Raw genomic sequence first — 17137 nt, 5'->3', positions numbered from 1 at the left:
AATGTAGCCTCATGGTAAGCGCGGCAGCAGGGCGGCACAACTCAACAATGTGCAGTTTTATGAACGATAGGCACCTGGTCGGATGTTTTCATTTTTGTATGGATCTCTTTTAACGGTTGCTTTGCAAATAGTGCTCGATCTTCCTCAGCCGTACGTGCAGATGCTCGACGGACATTTCAGCCTTGTTCGTGATGGACTCGCGGAACGCCTCGATCTCGACCTGCGTGTCGCCCAGCATTTTGTACAGCTTTTCGTAATCCTTCACGACCTGGTCCAAAAACGCGTCCACTTGATCGGCATCATAGCGCCGCGACATCATGCGTCCTTTATCGAATGCCTGATTAAAAATATCCAAAGCCGAAAACTTGACGCCTTCTTCGGCCAACCATTGCTGCAGCTTCGGGTTAACGGTCATAGGAGCACCTCCGATAGGGTAATGCGGCAAAAAGCGATACGGGCCGACTGCATCAAGCTTAAGCTTGCTCAGCCGCGCGTCCTCTCCTCACCAGCAGGAAATAAGCGAGCATCGCGGCCGCGCTCGTCGCCAGGATGATGACGCCGAGCGGAACGGCGGTGTCTTCGCCGGCGATGCCGACGAGCGGCGAGACGACCGCGCCCAGCAGGAACGGGATAACGCCGAGCAGCGCGGCGGCGCTGCCCGCCATATTCGCCTGGCTCTCCATGGCCAGCGGGAAAGCCGCCGTGGAGGTCATGCCGATGGACGCGACGAACACGAACAGCGGGATGACGAGCGTGAACAGCGGACCGTGGACGTAGGCCACGATCAGGACGGCGACGCTGGCGAATAGGGCCATCCAGAGGCCGAACAGCAGGAAGGCGCGTTCGGATACGCGGTGCGACGCCCGCCCGACGATCTGGGAGCCGATGATCAGGCTGATGCCGTTCGAGCCGAACAGCAGCGCGAACAAGGTCGGCGAAGCGCCGTATATATTTTGATAAATAAACGGCGTTCCCGAGACGTACGCGAACACGCCGGCGATCATGATGCCCTGGGCCAGCATGTAGCCGACGAACTGGCGGTCGCGCAGGAGCGAGCCGTAGTTTCGCAGCTGCTGCTTGAAGTTGCTCGGACTGCGCCGTTCCATCGGGAGCGTCTCCTTCAGGCGCCACTTGGTCATGATCCACAGGTAGATGCCGAGCAGCGATAACGCGACGAACACGCCGATCCAGGAGGAGAACGACAGAATGCCGCTGCCGGCGACCGGCGCGACGAGCGGCCCCAGGTTGCCGACCAGCAGGAGCAGCGAGAAGAAGCGGGTGAGCTCGTGACCTTCGTACAGGTCGCGCGCGATCGCGCGGGAGATTACGATCCCCGCCGACGCGGCGAAGCCCTGCACGAACCGGCAGGCGATCAATACGCCGATATGGGGCGAAAACGCGCAGCCCAACGAGGCGACGACATAGACGGCCATCGAGATGAGCAGCGGCGTGCGTCTGCCGTGGACGTCGCTGAGCGAGCCCATCACAAGCTGGCCGATGCCGAGTCCGAGCAGGCAGGCGGTAAGGCTGAGCTGTACCAGCGAAGCGGTCGTGCCGAATCGCTCCACGATCTCCGGAAACGCCGGCAGGTACATATCGATCGTAAACGGCCCGAGCGTCGAAAACAGCCCGAGCAAAAGCGCTTGTCTGACGACATGCGCATTGTTCTTGTTGGACATACGTTGGCAATCTCCTAATCCTGATCTTTATCTGTGTCTGTAATTGCCTCAATTTGAAGGCCAGTCCATCCTACCATAATCGCGCGCGAATTCCGACAACAATTTATGACAAGCGCGCGCAAAAACGCGCAAAAACGGCGAGATCGGGGAATCGACCGCGCCGCTTTTTCTCAGGCTAATTTTTTTGCTTCATTATATAGTGGTTACTCCTTCTCGCTCCCGAGCAAGGTGCCGCTGCTGAAAAATCGCCGCAGGAACGGTATTAAAGAAGGCTAGCTTCCAGCCAGCTGCCGTCCGCCGGGATCGGCACCTCGACCGTCTCGCCGTCCCTCGTGAATCTCAGCACCCCATGACCGTGGGTCGCCCGGACGCGGATGCGCGATGCGTCCATGTCCACCTCGACTTCGCCGGCGGAGTTCGGGACGGTCCCCTTCATCCAGGCCAGCCCGCCAAGCTGCGGCTCGACGACAAAAGTCTCATAGCCCGCGCTAAGCGGTTTGACGCCGAGGAAGTATTTCCCGAACAAGTAGATCGGACCCGCTCCCCATGCATGGCACAGGCTTTTTCCGAACGTTACCCCGTACATGCCGTAGTGGGCGTCGTCCGCGAGAGACGGGTCGTATTCCTCCCAGAACGTCGTCGCGCCGAGCTCGATCATGCCGCCCCAGTAAGCGCGAACCTCCTGCAGGACATAATCGTGCTGCCTGCTCTCGCACAGCGCCGCCATCTCGTGGAACCGCATGTACGGCGTCCGGATCCGCGGCACGTCCGGATTCAGCATCACGCTTTGAATCACGCGCTCTTGCTGCGCGGGACTCAAATAGCCGAAGGTCATTGCGAACATGTTGGCATGCTTCGTCAGCATCGGCTGCGTGGCGCCGTCCACGCGATGGTGCAGCAGCCCGCCTCTCTCTTCGTCCCAGAACAGGCACAGCGTCTTGGCCTTGAGGTCGTCGGCAAGCGACAGGTACGTCTTAGACGCGGCGGCATCGCCCAGCTCGGCGGCGAAAGCGCTCATCGCTTCGAGCCCGCGCGCGAGCAGGATCTGGATCGTGCTGACGGCGCCGCTGTTGTCCAGATCCGCCCAATCGACGAATACCCAATCCTGCTGCCTGCCCTCGACCAACCCTTCTTCATTGCGCTGCGCGAGGCAGAAGTCCATCAGCGACACCGCCCGGTCGTAATACTGCCGGATGAACGCAATATCCCCCGTGTACAAATAATAGTCGGACAGCGATACGAACCAATACAACGAATAATCCAGAATGGTGTTGAAATGCATGACCAGCGGATCCTTGCCGCGCAGCGCGATCAGCGTCCGGCGCGTCACGTTCAGATCGAAGAAGCTGTAGTAGTTCATCAGAAACGCCTGGTAGGCGTCGCCCGACCAGACCCAGCGGTCTCGCTTGATGCCGTCGAGGAAAAACTCCCTGGCGTTCAGATGAAGCGTGTAGAGGCTCATCTCGTAGATCTCGTTCAGCTTCGGGTCCGAGCACGCGAACGCGCTGCGATAGGTGACGGGCACGTATTCGTACAGCATCGATACGCGGTCCCAGCTGACGCCTGCGTCGGCATGAATCCATGCATAACGGAAGGCCTTCGCGTCCCCCAGCGTATAAACGCCGTCTTCGGCCAGCCTCGCCGCTTCTCCGGCATCGAATCGGTCCACGCTGTAGCACTCCGCAGTCGAGAGCGCCTCCGCCCTCGATTCGCCGTAGTAGATCCGGACCTTGCCCGTGCCTTGGAGATTGTGGAAGCGCAAGTAGCCGAACGTCTCGCGGCCGAAATCAAGCAGCGGATGCCCTTGAACCTCTTCGGCTGACGCCGGCTCCTGCGGCTCGACCGCCAGGCGGAAGGCGGACGGCGGGGCGGACGGCGAATCGAACGTCCACATTCCGGCCGGTACCCAGTCGTTCTGGTACGAGGTCGCCTCCCAGGACGCATCCGTCCGGATGTTGGGGCCTTCGATGTACAGCGCGGGCATCTCGACGTCGTTAAAGACGCTGACGCTGATCTCGTGCTTGCCCGCCGGCAGCATGATGACGGGCTCGTCAGTGCGGTCGTTGTCCTTCCCGTCTAGATAGAGGGAGAAGGCTCCTTCGGCCTTGATCGCGACTTGCTCCTCGCGAGGCAGGTCGTAAACGTACCGGAACTTCACATTCGAATAATGCCGGTCCAGCCGCCAGTAAGCCGGGTACGGAACCCCGCGCGTCCTCCGTTTCACGGACATTTTTTCGTGCAGCCGAATCTCGAAGTCGCCCGGATACCAGATCCAGGTCGCGGTCTGCGGCGTTTCTTGTATCGTGTCTTGCATCGTCATGGCCGAATCGCTCCTTCCCTGTCGTTAAGCCACATTGTATACTAAACGCACATCCTGTAAGGCGGGGGGTTGTGACAACAATGATGGACATTAATGACTTCGCGCCGCGGTCCGGCGACGCGCAAAGAGCCCCGCGCGCCCCCGTCTACCGTTCGGAAATCTCGGAGCACTTTCAGGGCGACTTCCCGATCTTCGTCAATCGCTGGGAGGAAGGCTTCGCGCTCAAGGAGCATGACCACGCCTACCTGGAGATCGTCTACGTCATGTCGGGAGAGGGTTTCCACTACGTCGGCGATCGCATCGAACGCACGAACAAAGGCTGCCTTTACTTGCTGCCGGTCGGCACCTCGCATATGCTGCGCCCGAAGGACGCTTCGGCCGGACGGAAGCTCGTCGTTTACAACCTCTGCATTCGTCCGGCGTTCGTGAAGACGATAAACGGCTGGCTGGCGCCGTACGCGACGAGCGGCGACGCGCACGCTCTTTTTGACGGCCTTCACGCCTCTTATCTCTCGTTAAAGGATCGGGGTATGCGGCTCGGCCAGCTGTTCGAACGCCTGCATCGCGAATATACGGCGCGGCGGCTCGGTTATGAAGCGAGCTTGTTCGCGGGAGTGATGGAGCTGACGGTCGAACTCGCAAGGCTGCTGCAGGAAGACGCCGTTCATGGGTATGACGCGAAGCCGGCCGATTCGGGCCGCATCGAGATGGCTGCGATATTCGCCTATATCGACCTTCATGCCGCCGAACCGCTTACCGTGGACGACCTGGCCTCGCAAGCCGGCATGAGCAATCGGCATTTTATACGAAAATTTCAAGCCTACGCGGGCGTCACCTTCTCTGCGTACGTACAGCTCCGGCGAATCGAATCCGCTTGCAGGCTGCTGCTCGAGAGCGAGCACAAAGTTTCCAGCATCGCGATGATGACGGGCTATCGGGACCTGGCGTACTTTCGCCAAGTGTTCCGAAGCCGGATGGGAATGAGTCCGAGCGAATATCGGAAAGGAAGTCCAGGAGCGTTAAAAAAACGGCCGCCTCATTAAATGCAGGCGGCCGGTTGTCGAATTGAGACCTATCGTCGGTCAGAAGGCGTTGTAGCGGTGTGCGCCAAAATCGCTTGGACGACCTGGTCCCAGTCGCCCTCGGGAAGCTCATGCCCGGTACCTTCCAAAGCCAACAAAACAGCGTCCGGAATAATGTCGGCAAGATGTTTTCCGTGCTCATAGGGGATAATCGGATCTTCGGTGCCGTGAATGATCAGCGCGGGTACGCCGATCTCGTTCGTCCTGGCCAGGTACGATTCGCCGCCGGCCAACAAGGCGTGATTGCCCATACTGGCCATATTGGCGCTTCTCGCAAACTCCAGTTCGGCCAGCATGCTCGTTTTTTTCCGATCAAAAAAATGTTTGGAGCCTGCCAATACTTTGGATCTTTGTACGGCAAATTCAGCTACCGACTGTCGGCTCGTCCAATCGATCGTCCCCATTTTCGAGAAAAACGCCATCACCTCTTCTTCCATCGGGGGGAGATGCTCGGCAAAATTAGACGTGGATACGAGGGTGAGGGACGTCGTTCTTCGCGGATGCCGCAGCGCGATCATTTGGGCCAACATGCCTCCCATGGACATTCCCACGATGTGGGCTTGCTCGATTTGATAAGCATCCAATACGCGAATCGCATCGTCCGCCATATCCTCGAACGTATAATCCGGGTTTCCCGGCTCATAAGTCGTCGAGCGACCGACATCGCGATTATCGTAACGAATGACGAACCGGCCGCCCTCGGCTAAACGCCGGCAAAACGGCTCTTCCCACCAGATCAACGAGGATTGAGCGCCCATAATTAGCAAAAGGGCGGGGTCACGCGGGTCTCCGAAGCTTTCTGCGCATATTTGGATGCCGTCCGTTTGGATCAATCGTTCGTTCATAGAGAATCCTCCATCGCATTTTAAAAATAAAAAACACAGGCCTCGGGCCTGTGCATCCTGTAATCGAAAAAAGGATTTGAATTCACTCAAATCCAGTCTAATGCGGCCCAGAGGTAGAGAGACCTGAGCGGCTCTCTATCTCCATCGCAAATAGACGATGCTGGGTTCCGTGAAGGCAAACCATTCTTCGATTACGATGCACGCAAAAAAGCCTTAGTCGAGGCTTGATTCATTTGCGCTAGCGTATCGAAGAATTAGTTCAACACACGTAACCCCTCCGTTCATATCCAGTAAAGTAAATCTTACCTGGCGCATACCGGGATGTCAATAGATGGAACTTTTCCAGAAGCGCTGCCGAACGGCCCGCCCTTCCAAAGGAGGTATTTTAGCTGCAGTCGATTCGTTGAACCTACTTGGCCGAGACCTCGCTCAGCATCGCCGACCGCCAGCCTCCGAATGCCGTAATGTCCGCGGCTTCCCGCTCCGCCCAGCCTTCGCAGATGAAGCCGGGCACCTCGGTCCCGTCGGACAGCTCCACCTTGCCGATCCCGAGCGGTGCCGGTATCGCCGCCGCGAAGGATCCGAAACGGTCGAGCGGCATCTCCCACAGCTCGAGCGCGATGGCGGCGCCGCCGGCCGTTTGCTTCAGCAGGCCCGGCTTGGCCGGCTGCGTGGGCAGCCTCACCAGCTTGTACTTGGCGGCCGTATGCGCTTCGCGGATAAACGTCGAGCCGTGCGCCTTCATCTGCGCTTCCAGCGGGAAGCCCCGCATATGAAGGCCGCAGACGGCGACGAGCGTCGCGGACTCGGCGGTCGGCTGCGAAATCGGTTGAGTCGCCGACGCCAACATTGGCTCACGCCGCGTTTCAGATTGAAGTTCCGGCGCAGTCTGCGCTTGGGCATGCGATCGACCGTCTCCATACAGATCCGCAAGCCCGACCAGCAGATCCTCCTGTCCGGACAACGCGAACAGCGTAATGCCGAACGGAAGCCGCTCGCCCGCGAGTCCGGCGGGGACGGCAACGGTGCACAGGTCGAGCAGATTGCAATGGTTCGTGTACAGTCCCATGGCGCGATTCGTCGCGATCGGCTCTTGCCTTGCTTCGTCGCGCGTCCAGGTCCCGCCGGCCGTCGGCAGGACGAGCGCACCGTCCGATAGCAGCTGCTGCGCCTTTCGCTTCAATGCCTGCAGCCGATGCTGCGCTTTGAACAGGTCCGCGGCATGGTGCGCCGGATCTGCGCCCGTCCGCAGAATCCGCTCCGTCACGGGAAACGCGCTGCCCGGATGCGACTCGACGAATTCGCCGAGCGCCGCCCAACGTTCGGCGACCCACGGCCCTTCGTATAAGAGCGCGGCGGCCTCTTCGAACAACGCCATGTCCGCGTATTCGACCGCGACGCCGAGCTGCTCGAGCTGCGCTTTGGCGCGCTCCCAGGCGAGACGATAGCCTTCGGCGAACGGACCGTAGAACGCCGGCGGATCGCTTGGGAGATAAACCCTGGCAGGGAGACTTCGCTCCGAGCCCTGCCGGCGCGAGATGTCTTTCGACCAGGGGTCGTCCGGCGCCAGGCCGCGAACGGTCCGGTCGACCAGATCGGCATCGTCAAGCCGATGGGCGAAAACGGTAATGCAGTCCAGGCTCTCGCAGGCCGGCACCATCCCGTCCGCCGGCCACGCGCCGACGCTCGGCTTCCAGCCGACGAGCCCGTTCAACGCCGCGGGCACGCGGCCCGAACCGGCCGTATCGGTGCCGAGCGCGAAGACCGCCTGGCCCCGGGCCACCGCCACCGCAGAGCCGGAGCTCGAGCCGCCGCTGATCAGCTCCGGCCGCAGCGCGTTATGCGCCTCGCCGTATGGGCTGCGCATGCCGACCAGTCCGGTCGCGAACTGGTCGAGGTTCGTCTTGCCGACGGGGATGGCGCCCGCCTCGACCAACCGCCGCACGACCGTCGCATGCGCGGACGGCACGTACGCATAGTCCGCGCAGCCGGACGTCGTCGGCACGTGCGCCACGTCGATGTTGTCCTTGACGGCGAACGGAATGCCCCACAGCGGCGCCCGCTTCGGATCCAGCTCGCCGAGCCGCGCAAGGTAAGGCTCGATCGCCGCCAGGGTCGGCGGACTGATCCAGATGTTCATGTCCCGATCCGCTTCGGCGCGCCGCACGATCTCGAGCACCGCTTCGCGCGGCGTCAACCGGCCGCTCGCGTATTGCGTTTTTAACCAGTCCACCGTCAGTCGATCCGCGAATTCGAACGCAGTGTCGCTCATACGGCCGCCAGCTCCTTCTCCTCCGACTTGGCGATGCCGACGACCAGTTGCCCGGCGTGCACCGTATCCCCCGGCTTCGCGTGAACCGAATGAACGATGCCGTCGAACGGCGCGTTCTGGGAAAACTCCATTTTCATCGACTCGACGATGAACAGCGTATCGCCCTTCCGCACCCGCTCTCCCGGCGACACCTGCACCTTCCACATGCTGCCCGGCATCGAGCAGCGGATCGCGTCGACCTCGTCCGGCAGCTCGTCGTCGCTTGCGGCCTTGCTCGGCTCTTGTTCGGACACGTATTCCGCCAGCCCCCGCGCCTTCCAGTCCTCGCGTTCCTCGCGGAACGCCTGCTGCTGCTGCGCGCGGAACAGCCCGGCGCTCTCTTCTATCGAAGAAAGGAACTGCAGATACTCGCCCAGATCGAACGTCGTCTCGGTGATGTCCGCCTCGAAGCGGCCGCGGAGGAAGTCCTCCCGCAGGACGAGCAGCTCCTCGGCGCTGACCGGGTAGAACTGGATCTGGTCGAAAAACCGGAGCAGCCAAGGCTTGCCGGACACGAAGCTGGCCGTCGTGCGCAGCTTGTTCCACATCTGGATCGTGCGGCCGACGAATTGGTATCCGCCCGGCCCTTCCATCCCGTAGACGCACATGTAGGCGCCGCCGATGCCGACCGCGTTTTCCGGCGTCCAGGTGCGGGCCGGATTGTACTTGGTCGTCACGAGCCTGTGCCGCGGATCGAGCGGCGTGGCGAGCGGCGCGCCCAGATACACGTCGCCGAGGCCGAGCACGAGATAACTGGCGTCGAACACGATGCGCTGCACGTCGTCGATGCTGCCCAGCCCGTTCACCCTGCGGATGAACTCCAGGTTGCTCGGACACCACGGGGCGTCCGGGCGAACGTTCTGCTGGTAACGGTCGATCGCGAGCTGCGTCGCCGGATCGTCCCAGGACAGCGGCAGGCGGACGATGCGGGACGGCACCTGAATGGAGGCGAGCGGCGGCAGCGCGGCGTCCAGCTCCAGCAGCTGCTTCGCTACGCGGCCGACCGTCGTGCGCTTCGGATCGATGCGCACCTGCACGGATCGAACGCCCGGCGTCAGGTCGAGCACGGGCATGCCGTCCTGCGCGCGAATGGCTTCGATCAGCGCGTGCACCTGGAAGCGCAGCAGCAGATCGAGCTCGAGCGAGCCGTATTCGACCAGCAGGTTCTCGTCGCCGCTGCAGCGGATCGTCATCCTGAAGTTCCGCCCCTCGGACTCGCTGTGCAGGATCGGATATTCGGGCGTGAACGCGACGACGTCCCGCGACGGCGCCGCGACCGGCAGCGCTTCGCGAGCGCCGCCTGCGATCGCCTGAAGCTGCGCCTCCTGGACGCGCCGCATTTCCTCCGCCTGCTCCAGCGTGACGAGGCGAAAGCGGACCGCGTCTCCGGCATGCAGCTGGCCGAGCTTCCAGAACTCCGCCGATGCGGTCGTCACGGGACAGACGAAGCCGCCGAGACTCGGTCCGTCCGGGCCGAGCAGAATCGGCATGTCGCCGGTCAGGTCGAGCGTGCCGATCGCATAAGCGTTGTCGTGAATATTAGACGGATGCAGCCCCGCCTCTCCCCCGTCCTCGCGCGCCCAGAGCGGCGCCGGACCGACGAGCCGGACGCCCGTGCGGGAGCTGTTGAAGTGGACTTCGAAGCGCGTGTCCGCGAGCTGCCGCAAATATTCCGGCTGCAGGAACTCGCCCGTGCAGTGCGGACCGGGGATGACGCCGATCGTCCATTCCCGCGCGATCGCGGGGCGATACGCTTCGGGCAGCCCGCCTTGCGGCTGGCACGCGTTGCCTCCCCGGCGCACGTTCAGCACGTCGCCGGCCCGCAGCGCGCGGCCGCCGTGTCCGCCGAAGCCGCCGAGCGTGAAGGTCGACGCGCTGCCCAGCGTAAGCGGCATATCGAAGCCGCCGGCGACGAGCAGGTAGGCGCGAAGGCCTTCGCCCGCTTCGCCGAAGGACAGCACCTGCCCGCGCTCCGCCCGCACCGGCTCGTACATCGGGACCGGCGCATCGTCGAGCGCCGGATTCATGTTCGCGCCGGTGATGCACAGCCACATGCCTTCGCGGAACTTATAAGCGCCGCCTCGCAGCGTCAGCTCGAGGCCGCTCGCGTCCTCGGGGTTGCCGAGCAGCGCGTTTCCCGTGCGGAAGGCGAGCGGGTCCATCGGCCCGCAAGGCGGCACGCCGACATCCCAGTAGCCGACGCGGCCCGGCCAATCCTGCACGGTCGTCTGCACGCCGCCGTCCAGCACTTCGATCGCCGACTCGCTCGGGGCGAAGTCGCCGAGCAACTGCGTGAACACGTCGCCGTCCGCGAAGGCCGGTTCGTCCAGCAGCGCCTCGACGTACTGCAGGTTCGTCGTAATGCCGTAGAAGCGCGTCTCCGATAGCGCCCGCTTCAGCTTCGCGATCGCATCGGCGCGGTCCGTCCCGTGCACGATGACCTTGGCGAGCATCGGATCGTACAACGTCGTCACCGTGATGCCGTCACGCACCCACGTCTCGTTGCGCGCGCGCTCGGAGAGGCGCACTTGATCGAGCTGTCCCGCGCTCGGTCGGAACTGCTGCAGGCAGTCTTCGGCGTAGACGCGCGCTTGAATGCTGTGACCGGCCGGCTCCGCGAACAGCGTCTCCAGGCCTTGCAGCTCGTCGGCCGCCTCGCGGATCATCCATTCGACGAGATCGATGCCGAGCACCTCTTCGGTGACGCCGTGCTCGACCTGAAGGCGCGTGTTGACCTCGAGGAAATAAAAGCGGAGGCTGGCCGGATCGTACAGGAATTCGACGGTGCCGGCGCTCCGGTAGCCGGCTTCGGCCGCCAACCGCCGCGCGCTGGCGAGCATCTCGGCTCTAACGTCGGCCGGGAAGCTCGGCGCCGGGCTCTCTTCGACGACCTTCTGGTTGCGGCGCTGCACCGAGCAATCGCGCTCGCCGAGCGCGACGACTTCGCCGAACCGGTTGCCGAAGATTTGAACCTCGACATGGCGCGCCTTGGCGATATACTTTTCCAGGAACACGCCGCCGTTCTTGAAGTTCGTCTCCGCCAGGCGGCGCACGCTGTCGAACGCCGCGCGCAGCGCCTCTTCGTCCGCGCAGACGCGCATGCCGATGCCGCCTCCGCCGGCGGTGCTCTTCAAGATGACCGGATAGCCGATGGCATCCGCATGCACGATCGCTTCGTCCGGCTCAGTGATGAGCGGCGTGCCTGGCAGGAGCGGCACATTCGCCTTCATCGCGAGCTCCCGGGCTGAATGCTTCAGCCCGAAAGCCTCCATCTGCGCCGGCGATGGTCCGATGAAAACGATGCCGCTCTCCTGGCAGGCCCGGGCGAAGTCGGCATTTTCGCTCAGGAAGCCGTACCCCGGGTGGATCGCGTCAACGCGGCGCTCCTTTGCGATGCGGAGGATGAGCTCCGCGTTCAGGTAGCTTTCCTTGGCGGGACCGTCCCCGATCAGCACCGCTTCGTCGGCGAGATCGACGTGCAGGCTATCTTGATCGGCGGTCGTGTAGACGGCGACGGACGCGATTCCCAGCTTGCGCAGCGTGCGCTCGATCCGGACGGCGATCGCGCCCCGGTTGGCGATCAGTACTTTGGTGAACATGGCGTTCCTCTCCTTTTTCCCTCAAGGCTCTTGATGTTCGCTCGTCGTTACTCGTTCCAGATCAGGACGCGGATCGGCGTCGGATTGTAGGCGTTGCACGGATTGTTCAATTGCGGGCAGTTGCTGATGAGCGCCGTCGTCCGGCCGTGGGACTGCAGCTCCACGTAAGCCCCCGGCGACGAGACGCCGTCGTCGAACTTCAGCCCCCCTTGGGGCGTGACCGGTACGTTCATGAAAAAGTTGATGTTCGGCGCGAGATCCCGCTTGCCGTAGTCGCCGCCCCGCTTGGCCAGCTGGAGCATGAACGTGTCGCGGCAATTATGCATGTGTTCCTTCTCGTGCGCGTAGCGGACGGTGTTGCTCTGCGCCGAGCAGGAGCCGCCTAATGTGTCATGCCTGCCGCAGGTGTCGGCGACGATCGTGAGCAGCGCCTTCCCGGACTCCGCTACCAGGACCGATCCCGTCGTGAGGTAAATATTGCCCTGCCTGGCGATCGTCGCGGCCGCCGCATAATGATCCTCCGGATGATCGGCATCGTAAAACAGCGTGTCCGCGGCTTGGTTGCCTTCCAGATCGACGATCCGCAGCACCTGTCCGGGCTCCAGATCGCGCATCCATCCGTCTCCGGCCAGAATGATGTCGTCATAGACCGCCTGCTCCGGCTTGCGCGGACTCTCGACTCGGTGAAACGCGCCCATATCTTTTACCTCCCGTTGCTAGACTAGATAAGCGAATAATAGGTCCATGTATTCTCGAAAGCGCGGCGGTTCTCGCCGCGGTGGTTGACGCAGACGTCGTCCTCGCGAACCGGCTCCGCTTGCGTTACTTCCAGCCTTACGGGAACCGAAGGGTAAGACGCGCGCCCGTCCAGCGGATTCGGCGTATTCGACAGTACCAGAATGACGTCCATCTCCGTGCGAAGCGTCACCGACGATCCAGCCGGGCAGTGGTCCTTCGCGTAGTGCATCGCGCCGTTCTCGTCGCAGTACACTTTGGAAAACAGGTTGACGACCGGCATCATGTCCCGCATGCCCATACCGTGGCGGGTCAGCTCGACCGCGAAGTTTTCCTGCCCGCTGCGCAGCCAATCGTTGCGCAGCGCCTGGTAGGTCGTGCGGCCGTACCGTTCGTCCGTAAGCGTCCTCGTCGTATAGCCGCCCATCGGATCGTGCCAGCCGAGGTCGTCTTGCACGATGCTGGCAAGCACCCGGCCGTTGTCGCTCATGAGCGTGTGCCCCGTCGTCAGATGCGCCGTATATTGGGCCTTCAACGTATCCGGCATGTTGTAGCGCTCGGTCAGATCGTGCGCGTGAAAAAGCATCATCGACAAGTTCGCCCCCGCCTCGAGTGCCGTGAAGCGAAGCAGCTTGCCGCGGCCGATGCGGCCCGACCATTTCCCCCCTGCGCCGATAACGGTGTTCAACATCCTGATCCTCTCTCTTTCCCGCTGAATTCGATGGTTAGCGATGCGTCGTCCGAACGACAAAAAGCCCGGGAGAGTCATCTCCCAGGCTTTTATCCTTCCGTGTCATATGGCGGATCGCCCTGCCGATCCGCATGATCTGCTCGATCTGCGCCGGCCGCGCCGCCATACGCCGTCTCTTGGACCAGTCTTGATGCGAGAAGCATCAACGGAACCCTAGACCGCTTTTTCGTTCTTGACGATGTGCTGCTTGCAAGAACCTTGATTTAATTGTCACGTTTTCTAACATGCGGTTAGTATAAATCCGTTCGCCGTTCGATGTCAATATACATAACATAATTATTTATTCGCTTTTGATCGCGGCAGGCGCGCCCTCGAACAGGTTCGCCGAAGCGCTGAACGAGCGCGACTTTCTGGTGCGGAACAGATAATAGGCCAGGCCCGCCGCAAGCCAGATGCAGCCGAGCGTCAGCGCGTTCGCGTCCAGCAGCGTGATCAGCCACACGATGAACGAAGCGCCGGCCAGCGGGAAGATCAAGTACTGGAACGTCTGCTTCAAAGACCGCTGTCTGCGCTTGATATAGCACTCCGCGATGACAGATAGATTGACAAAGGCGAACGAGGTCAATGCGCCGAAGCTGACGAATTTCACGGCCATATCGAGGCTGATCACCAGGGCCAGCAGCGAGACGATGGTGACCAGCACGATATTGTTCACCGGCGTCCGGTACTTCGGATGAATCTTGCCGAAAAAGCCTTTGGGCAATATCGAATCGCGTCCGAGCACGTACAGCAGCCGGGAGACGCTCGTCACCGACGTCAGCCCCTGCGTGAAGATCGCGAAGATCAGGACGGTCGTGAAAATCGCGCCCAGCGTCGCCCCGCCCGCCATCTTCATCAGCTCGAAGCCGGCGGAATCCAGGTTGACGAACGTCAGATGCGGATACGAGACCTGGATGAGGTACGAAGTAACCACGTAGAGCACGCTGGCGATCAGAATGATGAGCATAATCGCCCGGGGGATCGTTTTCTTGGGTTGTATGGTTTCCTCCGCCAAGGTCGACACCGTATCGAAGCCAAGGAAGGAAAAGCAGATGATCGAGGCGCCCGCAAGGATGGTCGGCAGGCCGACATCGAGGTTCGCGAAGGGCTGCGCGGCGCCCTCGAACCCATGGAAGCCCTTGATCAAGTAGGCGCAGAACAGAGCGATGAATATGATCTGGAACAAGACGAACAGCTTGCTGAGGCTGGCGGAAAACTGGATGCCCGCGATATTGACGACGGCCAGCACGATGTTGAGCAGAATGATCCAGACAAAGGCCGGAACGGCCGGGAACTGGGCGTGCAGGTAGATACCGAACGTCAGGCATGCGATGATCGGCGAGAACAGATAGTCCAGCAGGATCGCCCAGCCGACCGTGAAGCCCGGAATCGGGTGCATCGACTTCTTCACGTACGTGTACGACGAGCCGGAGCCGGGGAAAACTTTCGCCATGATGCTGTAGCTGTATGCCGTGAAGAAAATCGCCACGACCGACAGCGAGTAAGCTTCGGTGATCATTCCCTTCGACGCGTCGTACGCGATGCCGAACACGGAGAAGTAAATCATCGGCGTCATCCAGGCCAAACCCAGCGCGACAACTTGAACCAGCGTAAGCGTTTGGCGTAGCGTAACCTCTTGTTTCATCCCTTAGCTCCCCTTCCCTGTCTCAAAAAACAAAAAAATAAAAGCCGCGGGAAGATATGTAATATATCCTCCCGGGCTTTTATCCCTCCGTGGACACGGCCGCTATGCCGTGCGTCTTCTCTCGGACCAGACCGGCATGAAAGCTGCCGCGGAACCCTAGAAAACAATTCGTATGCAGTTGGATTTAACAGGTTATCTGACAAGAAATAAAGCGATTCAAACTTTTATGTTAGTTAATATAACACATATCCGATGGATTTCAAGCACTAATTTGGATTACGACACGCATATCCATCCTAATACCTAACATGCAGTCTCATTTCATGGAAAAGAACCAGACAAAGATCGCCAATGCACAATACAGATGGCTGCCGGCGTGCTAAACTTGTTCTACTGGGCGTTTGTTCGAAAGGGGCTTTGCTTCTTGCTGTTCGCTGTTTTTATATTCGTGCTCGCGGGATTGGCCGAGATCGGCGGGGGCTATATGGTCTGGCTGTGGCTGCGGGAATCGAGGCCGCTTTGGTATGGCATCGTCGGGAGTCTCGTACTCATCGCGTACGGCATTATTCCGACGCTCCAAAGCTTCCCTTCGTTCGGACGGGTGTACGCGGCTTATGGGGGCGTGTTCGTCGTCCTGGCCGTCTTATGGGGATGGCTCGTCGACAAGAAAGCGCCCGATATGTACGACTGGATCGGGGCCGCGATCTGCCTCATAGGCGTATCGGTCATGCTGTGGGCGCCGAGAAGCGGATAGCGCTAGATTTTTATCGAAGGAGCAAGCTACGGACGATGGACAGCCAATGGAGAATCGCATATGTCGAGGGCAAAGGACCGATCATCTGGGATATTATCCAAAAAGCCCATCTATGGTCGCAAAGCGAGGGAGGGCAACCGGGCTTGTCAGATCAATAATAGAAGCTCTTTTGATTATTCATGTTCAATTATGAAAAATAGCGATAGGCAGCAAAAGAAATCCATAGGAAAGCCGCGATCCACAACAAGATAATCAAGCTTCCGACCAGCCAGTTTTTCGGTTTGCCGCTCTTTAATCGGTCCTCGGCTTTTAAAGAACATTCCTGGATCACTGCATGGGGTATCATTTTCAAAGCAAGCGCGACGCCAAGCGGAACGAGAATCACATCGTCAAGGTAGCCCAGTACAGGCACGAAGTCCGGTATCAGGTCGATCGGACTAAAGGCATAAGCGACTACGCATATCGCGAACAACTTCGCGTACCAAGGCGAACGGTCATCCCTATATGCAAAATAAAGGACAAAAACCTTTCTTTTAAGCGCTTTAGCCCACGCTTTAATTCGTTGAATCATGCGGTGTCATTCTCCAATTTATATGATATGCCCTTCGAGGAATAAACGCCGTTGAAAGGTGCAGGCCGTCACTTCAACTGTAATCTTCAATCAATAAAATTTTTCCTTCCTTCATTCCGAACGTTGACTTTCCTTTTAATTGCAGCTTATCCCCACGCTTTAACCCATTTGGAAAATCCATGGCAAGAATACCTTCATAATCGATTCCGACCTCTACTTTGTCATTTGTAACATTGTAATCGGTAATTGTCTGGCGACGGCTGGAGAACATCGTTGACGACTGTTCTGCCAACTCCCTAAAAGCTTGTATTCCTCTGGTCTCCGTTGTGGTTTCTCCATTGGAAATATTCCTGAATAGGATGTCCTTATGCAAGAGTTCAACCATTCTTTCAATTTCAAAAGAATTGTATGCTTCGAGATATTTTTCAATGACGTTCCTTATTTCTTTACTGACCATAATCATAATCCTCTCCTTATGTTTAGGGCTTAAATCACGTCATCGATGTCGACACATAAAGTGTCGTGTTTTTGGTCCCCCGCGTGTTCAATATCGTAGGCGGCTCTTTCGAGCAATTTTTCTTTTTCCTCAAGCATGATGGCTTTAACTTTCGAGCTTACCGGCTCGTATGCTTCTGCTTCTGGAGCCTTGTAAATAAAATGCGTTACGAATTCGAAAACGTCTTTTTTTTCGATGGCAACGACGCGGACGATCCCGAGCTCGGTGAGGTCGTTAGCATCCTCGTCATCAGGGGCATCGTTATCACCGAAAATATTCACTTCCCAGAAGTTCCATCCCTCATCTGTTTCTCCGCCGCCGAAACTAACGGCCTCGATGTTTTTCCAATTTCTCATCTCCAACCTTCAAC

Annotated in this window: 14 protein-coding genes and 2 riboswitches; of the genes, 2 read left to right on the top strand and 12 right to left on the bottom strand. The window is 59.8% G+C overall.

Annotated elements, in window-relative coordinates; translation table 11 throughout:
• Positions 1-109 precede the first annotated feature (109 nt).
• From BM235_RS08325 to BM235_RS08315, 3 genes are all read right to left on the bottom strand, one after another.
• Positions 110-415 carry a DivIVA domain-containing protein gene (locus tag BM235_RS08325; protein WP_090111558.1) on the bottom strand — a complete coding sequence of 102 codons (306 nt, stop codon included), beginning with the start codon at positions 413-415 and terminating at the stop codon, positions 110-112.
• Between the two features lie 58 nt (positions 416-473).
• A complete protein-coding gene (locus tag BM235_RS08320; protein ID WP_090111548.1) occupies positions 474-1679 on the bottom strand; it encodes a multidrug effflux MFS transporter in 1206 nt (401 codons plus the stop codon).
• Between the two features lie 262 nt (positions 1680-1941).
• Positions 1942-3999 carry an alpha-L-rhamnosidase-related protein gene (locus BM235_RS08315; protein WP_255374218.1) on the bottom strand — a complete coding sequence of 686 codons (2058 nt, stop codon included), beginning with the start codon at positions 3997-3999 and terminating at the stop codon, positions 1942-1944.
• An 80-nt stretch (positions 4000-4079) separates the two neighbouring features.
• Between BM235_RS08315 and BM235_RS08310 the strand changes: the two genes are divergently transcribed.
• Positions 4080-5042 (top strand): AraC family transcriptional regulator, encoded by a 963-nt coding sequence (locus tag BM235_RS08310; protein ID WP_090111545.1) that lies wholly within the window; start codon positions 4080-4082, stop codon positions 5040-5042.
• Between the two features lie 29 nt (positions 5043-5071).
• On the opposite strand, the gene BM235_RS08305 is transcribed toward BM235_RS08310, so the two are convergent.
• The 6 genes from BM235_RS08305 to BM235_RS08280 all read right to left on the bottom strand — a co-directional run bounded on the left by BM235_RS08305 (position 5072) and on the right by BM235_RS08280 (position 14946).
• A complete protein-coding gene (locus tag BM235_RS08305) occupies positions 5072-5926 on the bottom strand; it encodes an alpha/beta fold macrolide esterase (RefSeq protein WP_090111543.1) in 855 nt (284 codons plus the stop codon).
• 409 nt (positions 5927-6335) lie between these two features.
• Positions 6336-8198: an allophanate hydrolase gene (gene atzF / locus BM235_RS08300; RefSeq protein ID WP_090111541.1), complete on the bottom strand. Its 1863-nt coding sequence runs from the start codon at positions 8196-8198 to the stop codon at positions 6336-6338.
• Entirely contained in the window at positions 8195-11836 is a 3642-nt protein-coding gene (uca, locus tag BM235_RS08295; protein ID WP_090111538.1) for an urea carboxylase, read from the bottom strand. Before uca ends, atzF begins: the two co-directional genes overlap by 4 nt.
• 47 nt (positions 11837-11883) lie before the next feature.
• Positions 11884-12534 (bottom strand): urea amidolyase associated protein UAAP2, encoded by a 651-nt coding sequence (locus tag BM235_RS08290; protein ID WP_090111536.1) that lies wholly within the window; start codon positions 12532-12534, stop codon positions 11884-11886.
• 23 nt (positions 12535-12557) lie between these two features.
• A complete protein-coding gene (locus BM235_RS08285) occupies positions 12558-13262 on the bottom strand; it encodes an urea amidolyase associated protein UAAP1 (RefSeq protein WP_090111533.1) in 705 nt (234 codons plus the stop codon).
• Positions 13263-13338: 76 nt separating this feature from the next.
• A riboswitch (guanidine-I (ykkC/yxkD leader) is annotated at positions 13339-13490 on the bottom strand.
• A 112-nt stretch (positions 13491-13602) separates the two neighbouring features.
• Positions 13603-14946 (bottom strand): APC family permease, encoded by a 1344-nt coding sequence (locus tag BM235_RS08280; protein WP_090111531.1) that lies wholly within the window; start codon positions 14944-14946, stop codon positions 13603-13605.
• A gap of 66 nt (positions 14947-15012) precedes the next feature.
• A riboswitch (guanidine-I (ykkC/yxkD leader) is annotated at positions 15013-15117 on the bottom strand.
• A gap of 253 nt (positions 15118-15370) precedes the next feature.
• Between BM235_RS08280 and BM235_RS08275 the strand changes: the two genes are divergently transcribed.
• The gene (locus BM235_RS08275; RefSeq protein ID WP_090111529.1) at positions 15371-15700 is read left to right on the top strand and encodes a YnfA family protein; all 330 of its coding nucleotides are present in this window, start codon (positions 15371-15373) and stop codon (positions 15698-15700) included.
• Between the two features lie 187 nt (positions 15701-15887).
• Here BM235_RS08275 and BM235_RS08270 read toward each other — a convergent pair whose 3' ends face one another.
• The 3 genes from BM235_RS08270 to BM235_RS08260 form a co-directional block, all read right to left on the bottom strand.
• A complete protein-coding gene (locus tag BM235_RS08270) occupies positions 15888-16271 on the bottom strand; it encodes a YkvA family protein (protein WP_090111527.1) in 384 nt (127 codons plus the stop codon).
• Positions 16272-16344: 73 nt separating this feature from the next.
• A complete protein-coding gene (locus tag BM235_RS08265; RefSeq protein ID WP_090112228.1) occupies positions 16345-16728 on the bottom strand; it encodes a nuclear transport factor 2 family protein in 384 nt (127 codons plus the stop codon).
• A gap of 29 nt (positions 16729-16757) precedes the next feature.
• Positions 16758-17129, bottom strand: coding sequence for a hypothetical protein (locus tag BM235_RS08260; protein ID WP_090111525.1), 372 nt, complete (start codon positions 17127-17129; stop codon positions 16758-16760).
• Between the last annotated feature and the right edge of the window lie 8 nt (positions 17130-17137).

This window comes from Cohnella sp. OV330 (assembly GCF_900112065.1).
In the GTDB taxonomy this organism is placed as follows: Bacteria; Bacillota; Bacilli; order Paenibacillales; family Paenibacillaceae; genus Cohnella.
This window is presented reverse-complemented; position numbering and strand designations above follow the sequence as displayed.

What these genes read in the sequence shown, in the direction of transcription:
- atzF (WP_090111541.1), bottom strand. Translation starts at nt 8,198, where the DNA reads ATGAGCGACACTGCGTTCGAATTCGCGGATCGACTGACGGTGGACTGG.
- BM235_RS08280 (WP_090111531.1), bottom strand. Translation starts at nt 14,946, where the DNA reads ATGAAACAAGAGGTTACGCTACGCCAAACGCTTACGCTGGTTCAAGTT.
- BM235_RS08305 (WP_090111543.1), bottom strand. Translation starts at nt 5,926, where the DNA reads ATGAACGAACGATTGATCCAAACGGACGGCATCCAAATATGCGCAGAA.
- BM235_RS08320 (WP_090111548.1), bottom strand. Translation starts at nt 1,679, where the DNA reads ATGTCCAACAAGAACAATGCGCATGTCGTCAGACAAGCGCTTTTGCTC.
- BM235_RS08265 (WP_090112228.1), bottom strand. Translation starts at nt 16,728, where the DNA reads ATGGTCAGTAAAGAAATAAGGAACGTCATTGAAAAATATCTCGAAGCA.
- BM235_RS08315 (WP_255374218.1), bottom strand. Translation starts at nt 3,999, where the DNA reads ATGACGATGCAAGACACGATACAAGAAACGCCGCAGACCGCGACCTGG.
- BM235_RS08285 (WP_090111533.1), bottom strand. Translation starts at nt 13,262, where the DNA reads ATGTTGAACACCGTTATCGGCGCAGGGGGGAAATGGTCGGGCCGCATC.
- BM235_RS08310 (WP_090111545.1), top strand. Translation starts at nt 4,080, where the DNA reads ATGATGGACATTAATGACTTCGCGCCGCGGTCCGGCGACGCGCAAAGA.
- BM235_RS08270 (WP_090111527.1), bottom strand. Translation starts at nt 16,271, where the DNA reads ATGATTCAACGAATTAAAGCGTGGGCTAAAGCGCTTAAAAGAAAGGTT.
- BM235_RS08325 (WP_090111558.1), bottom strand. Translation starts at nt 415, where the DNA reads ATGACCGTTAACCCGAAGCTGCAGCAATGGTTGGCCGAAGAAGGCGTC.
- BM235_RS08290 (WP_090111536.1), bottom strand. Translation starts at nt 12,534, where the DNA reads ATGGGCGCGTTTCACCGAGTCGAGAGTCCGCGCAAGCCGGAGCAGGCG.
- uca (WP_090111538.1), bottom strand. Translation starts at nt 11,836, where the DNA reads ATGTTCACCAAAGTACTGATCGCCAACCGGGGCGCGATCGCCGTCCGG.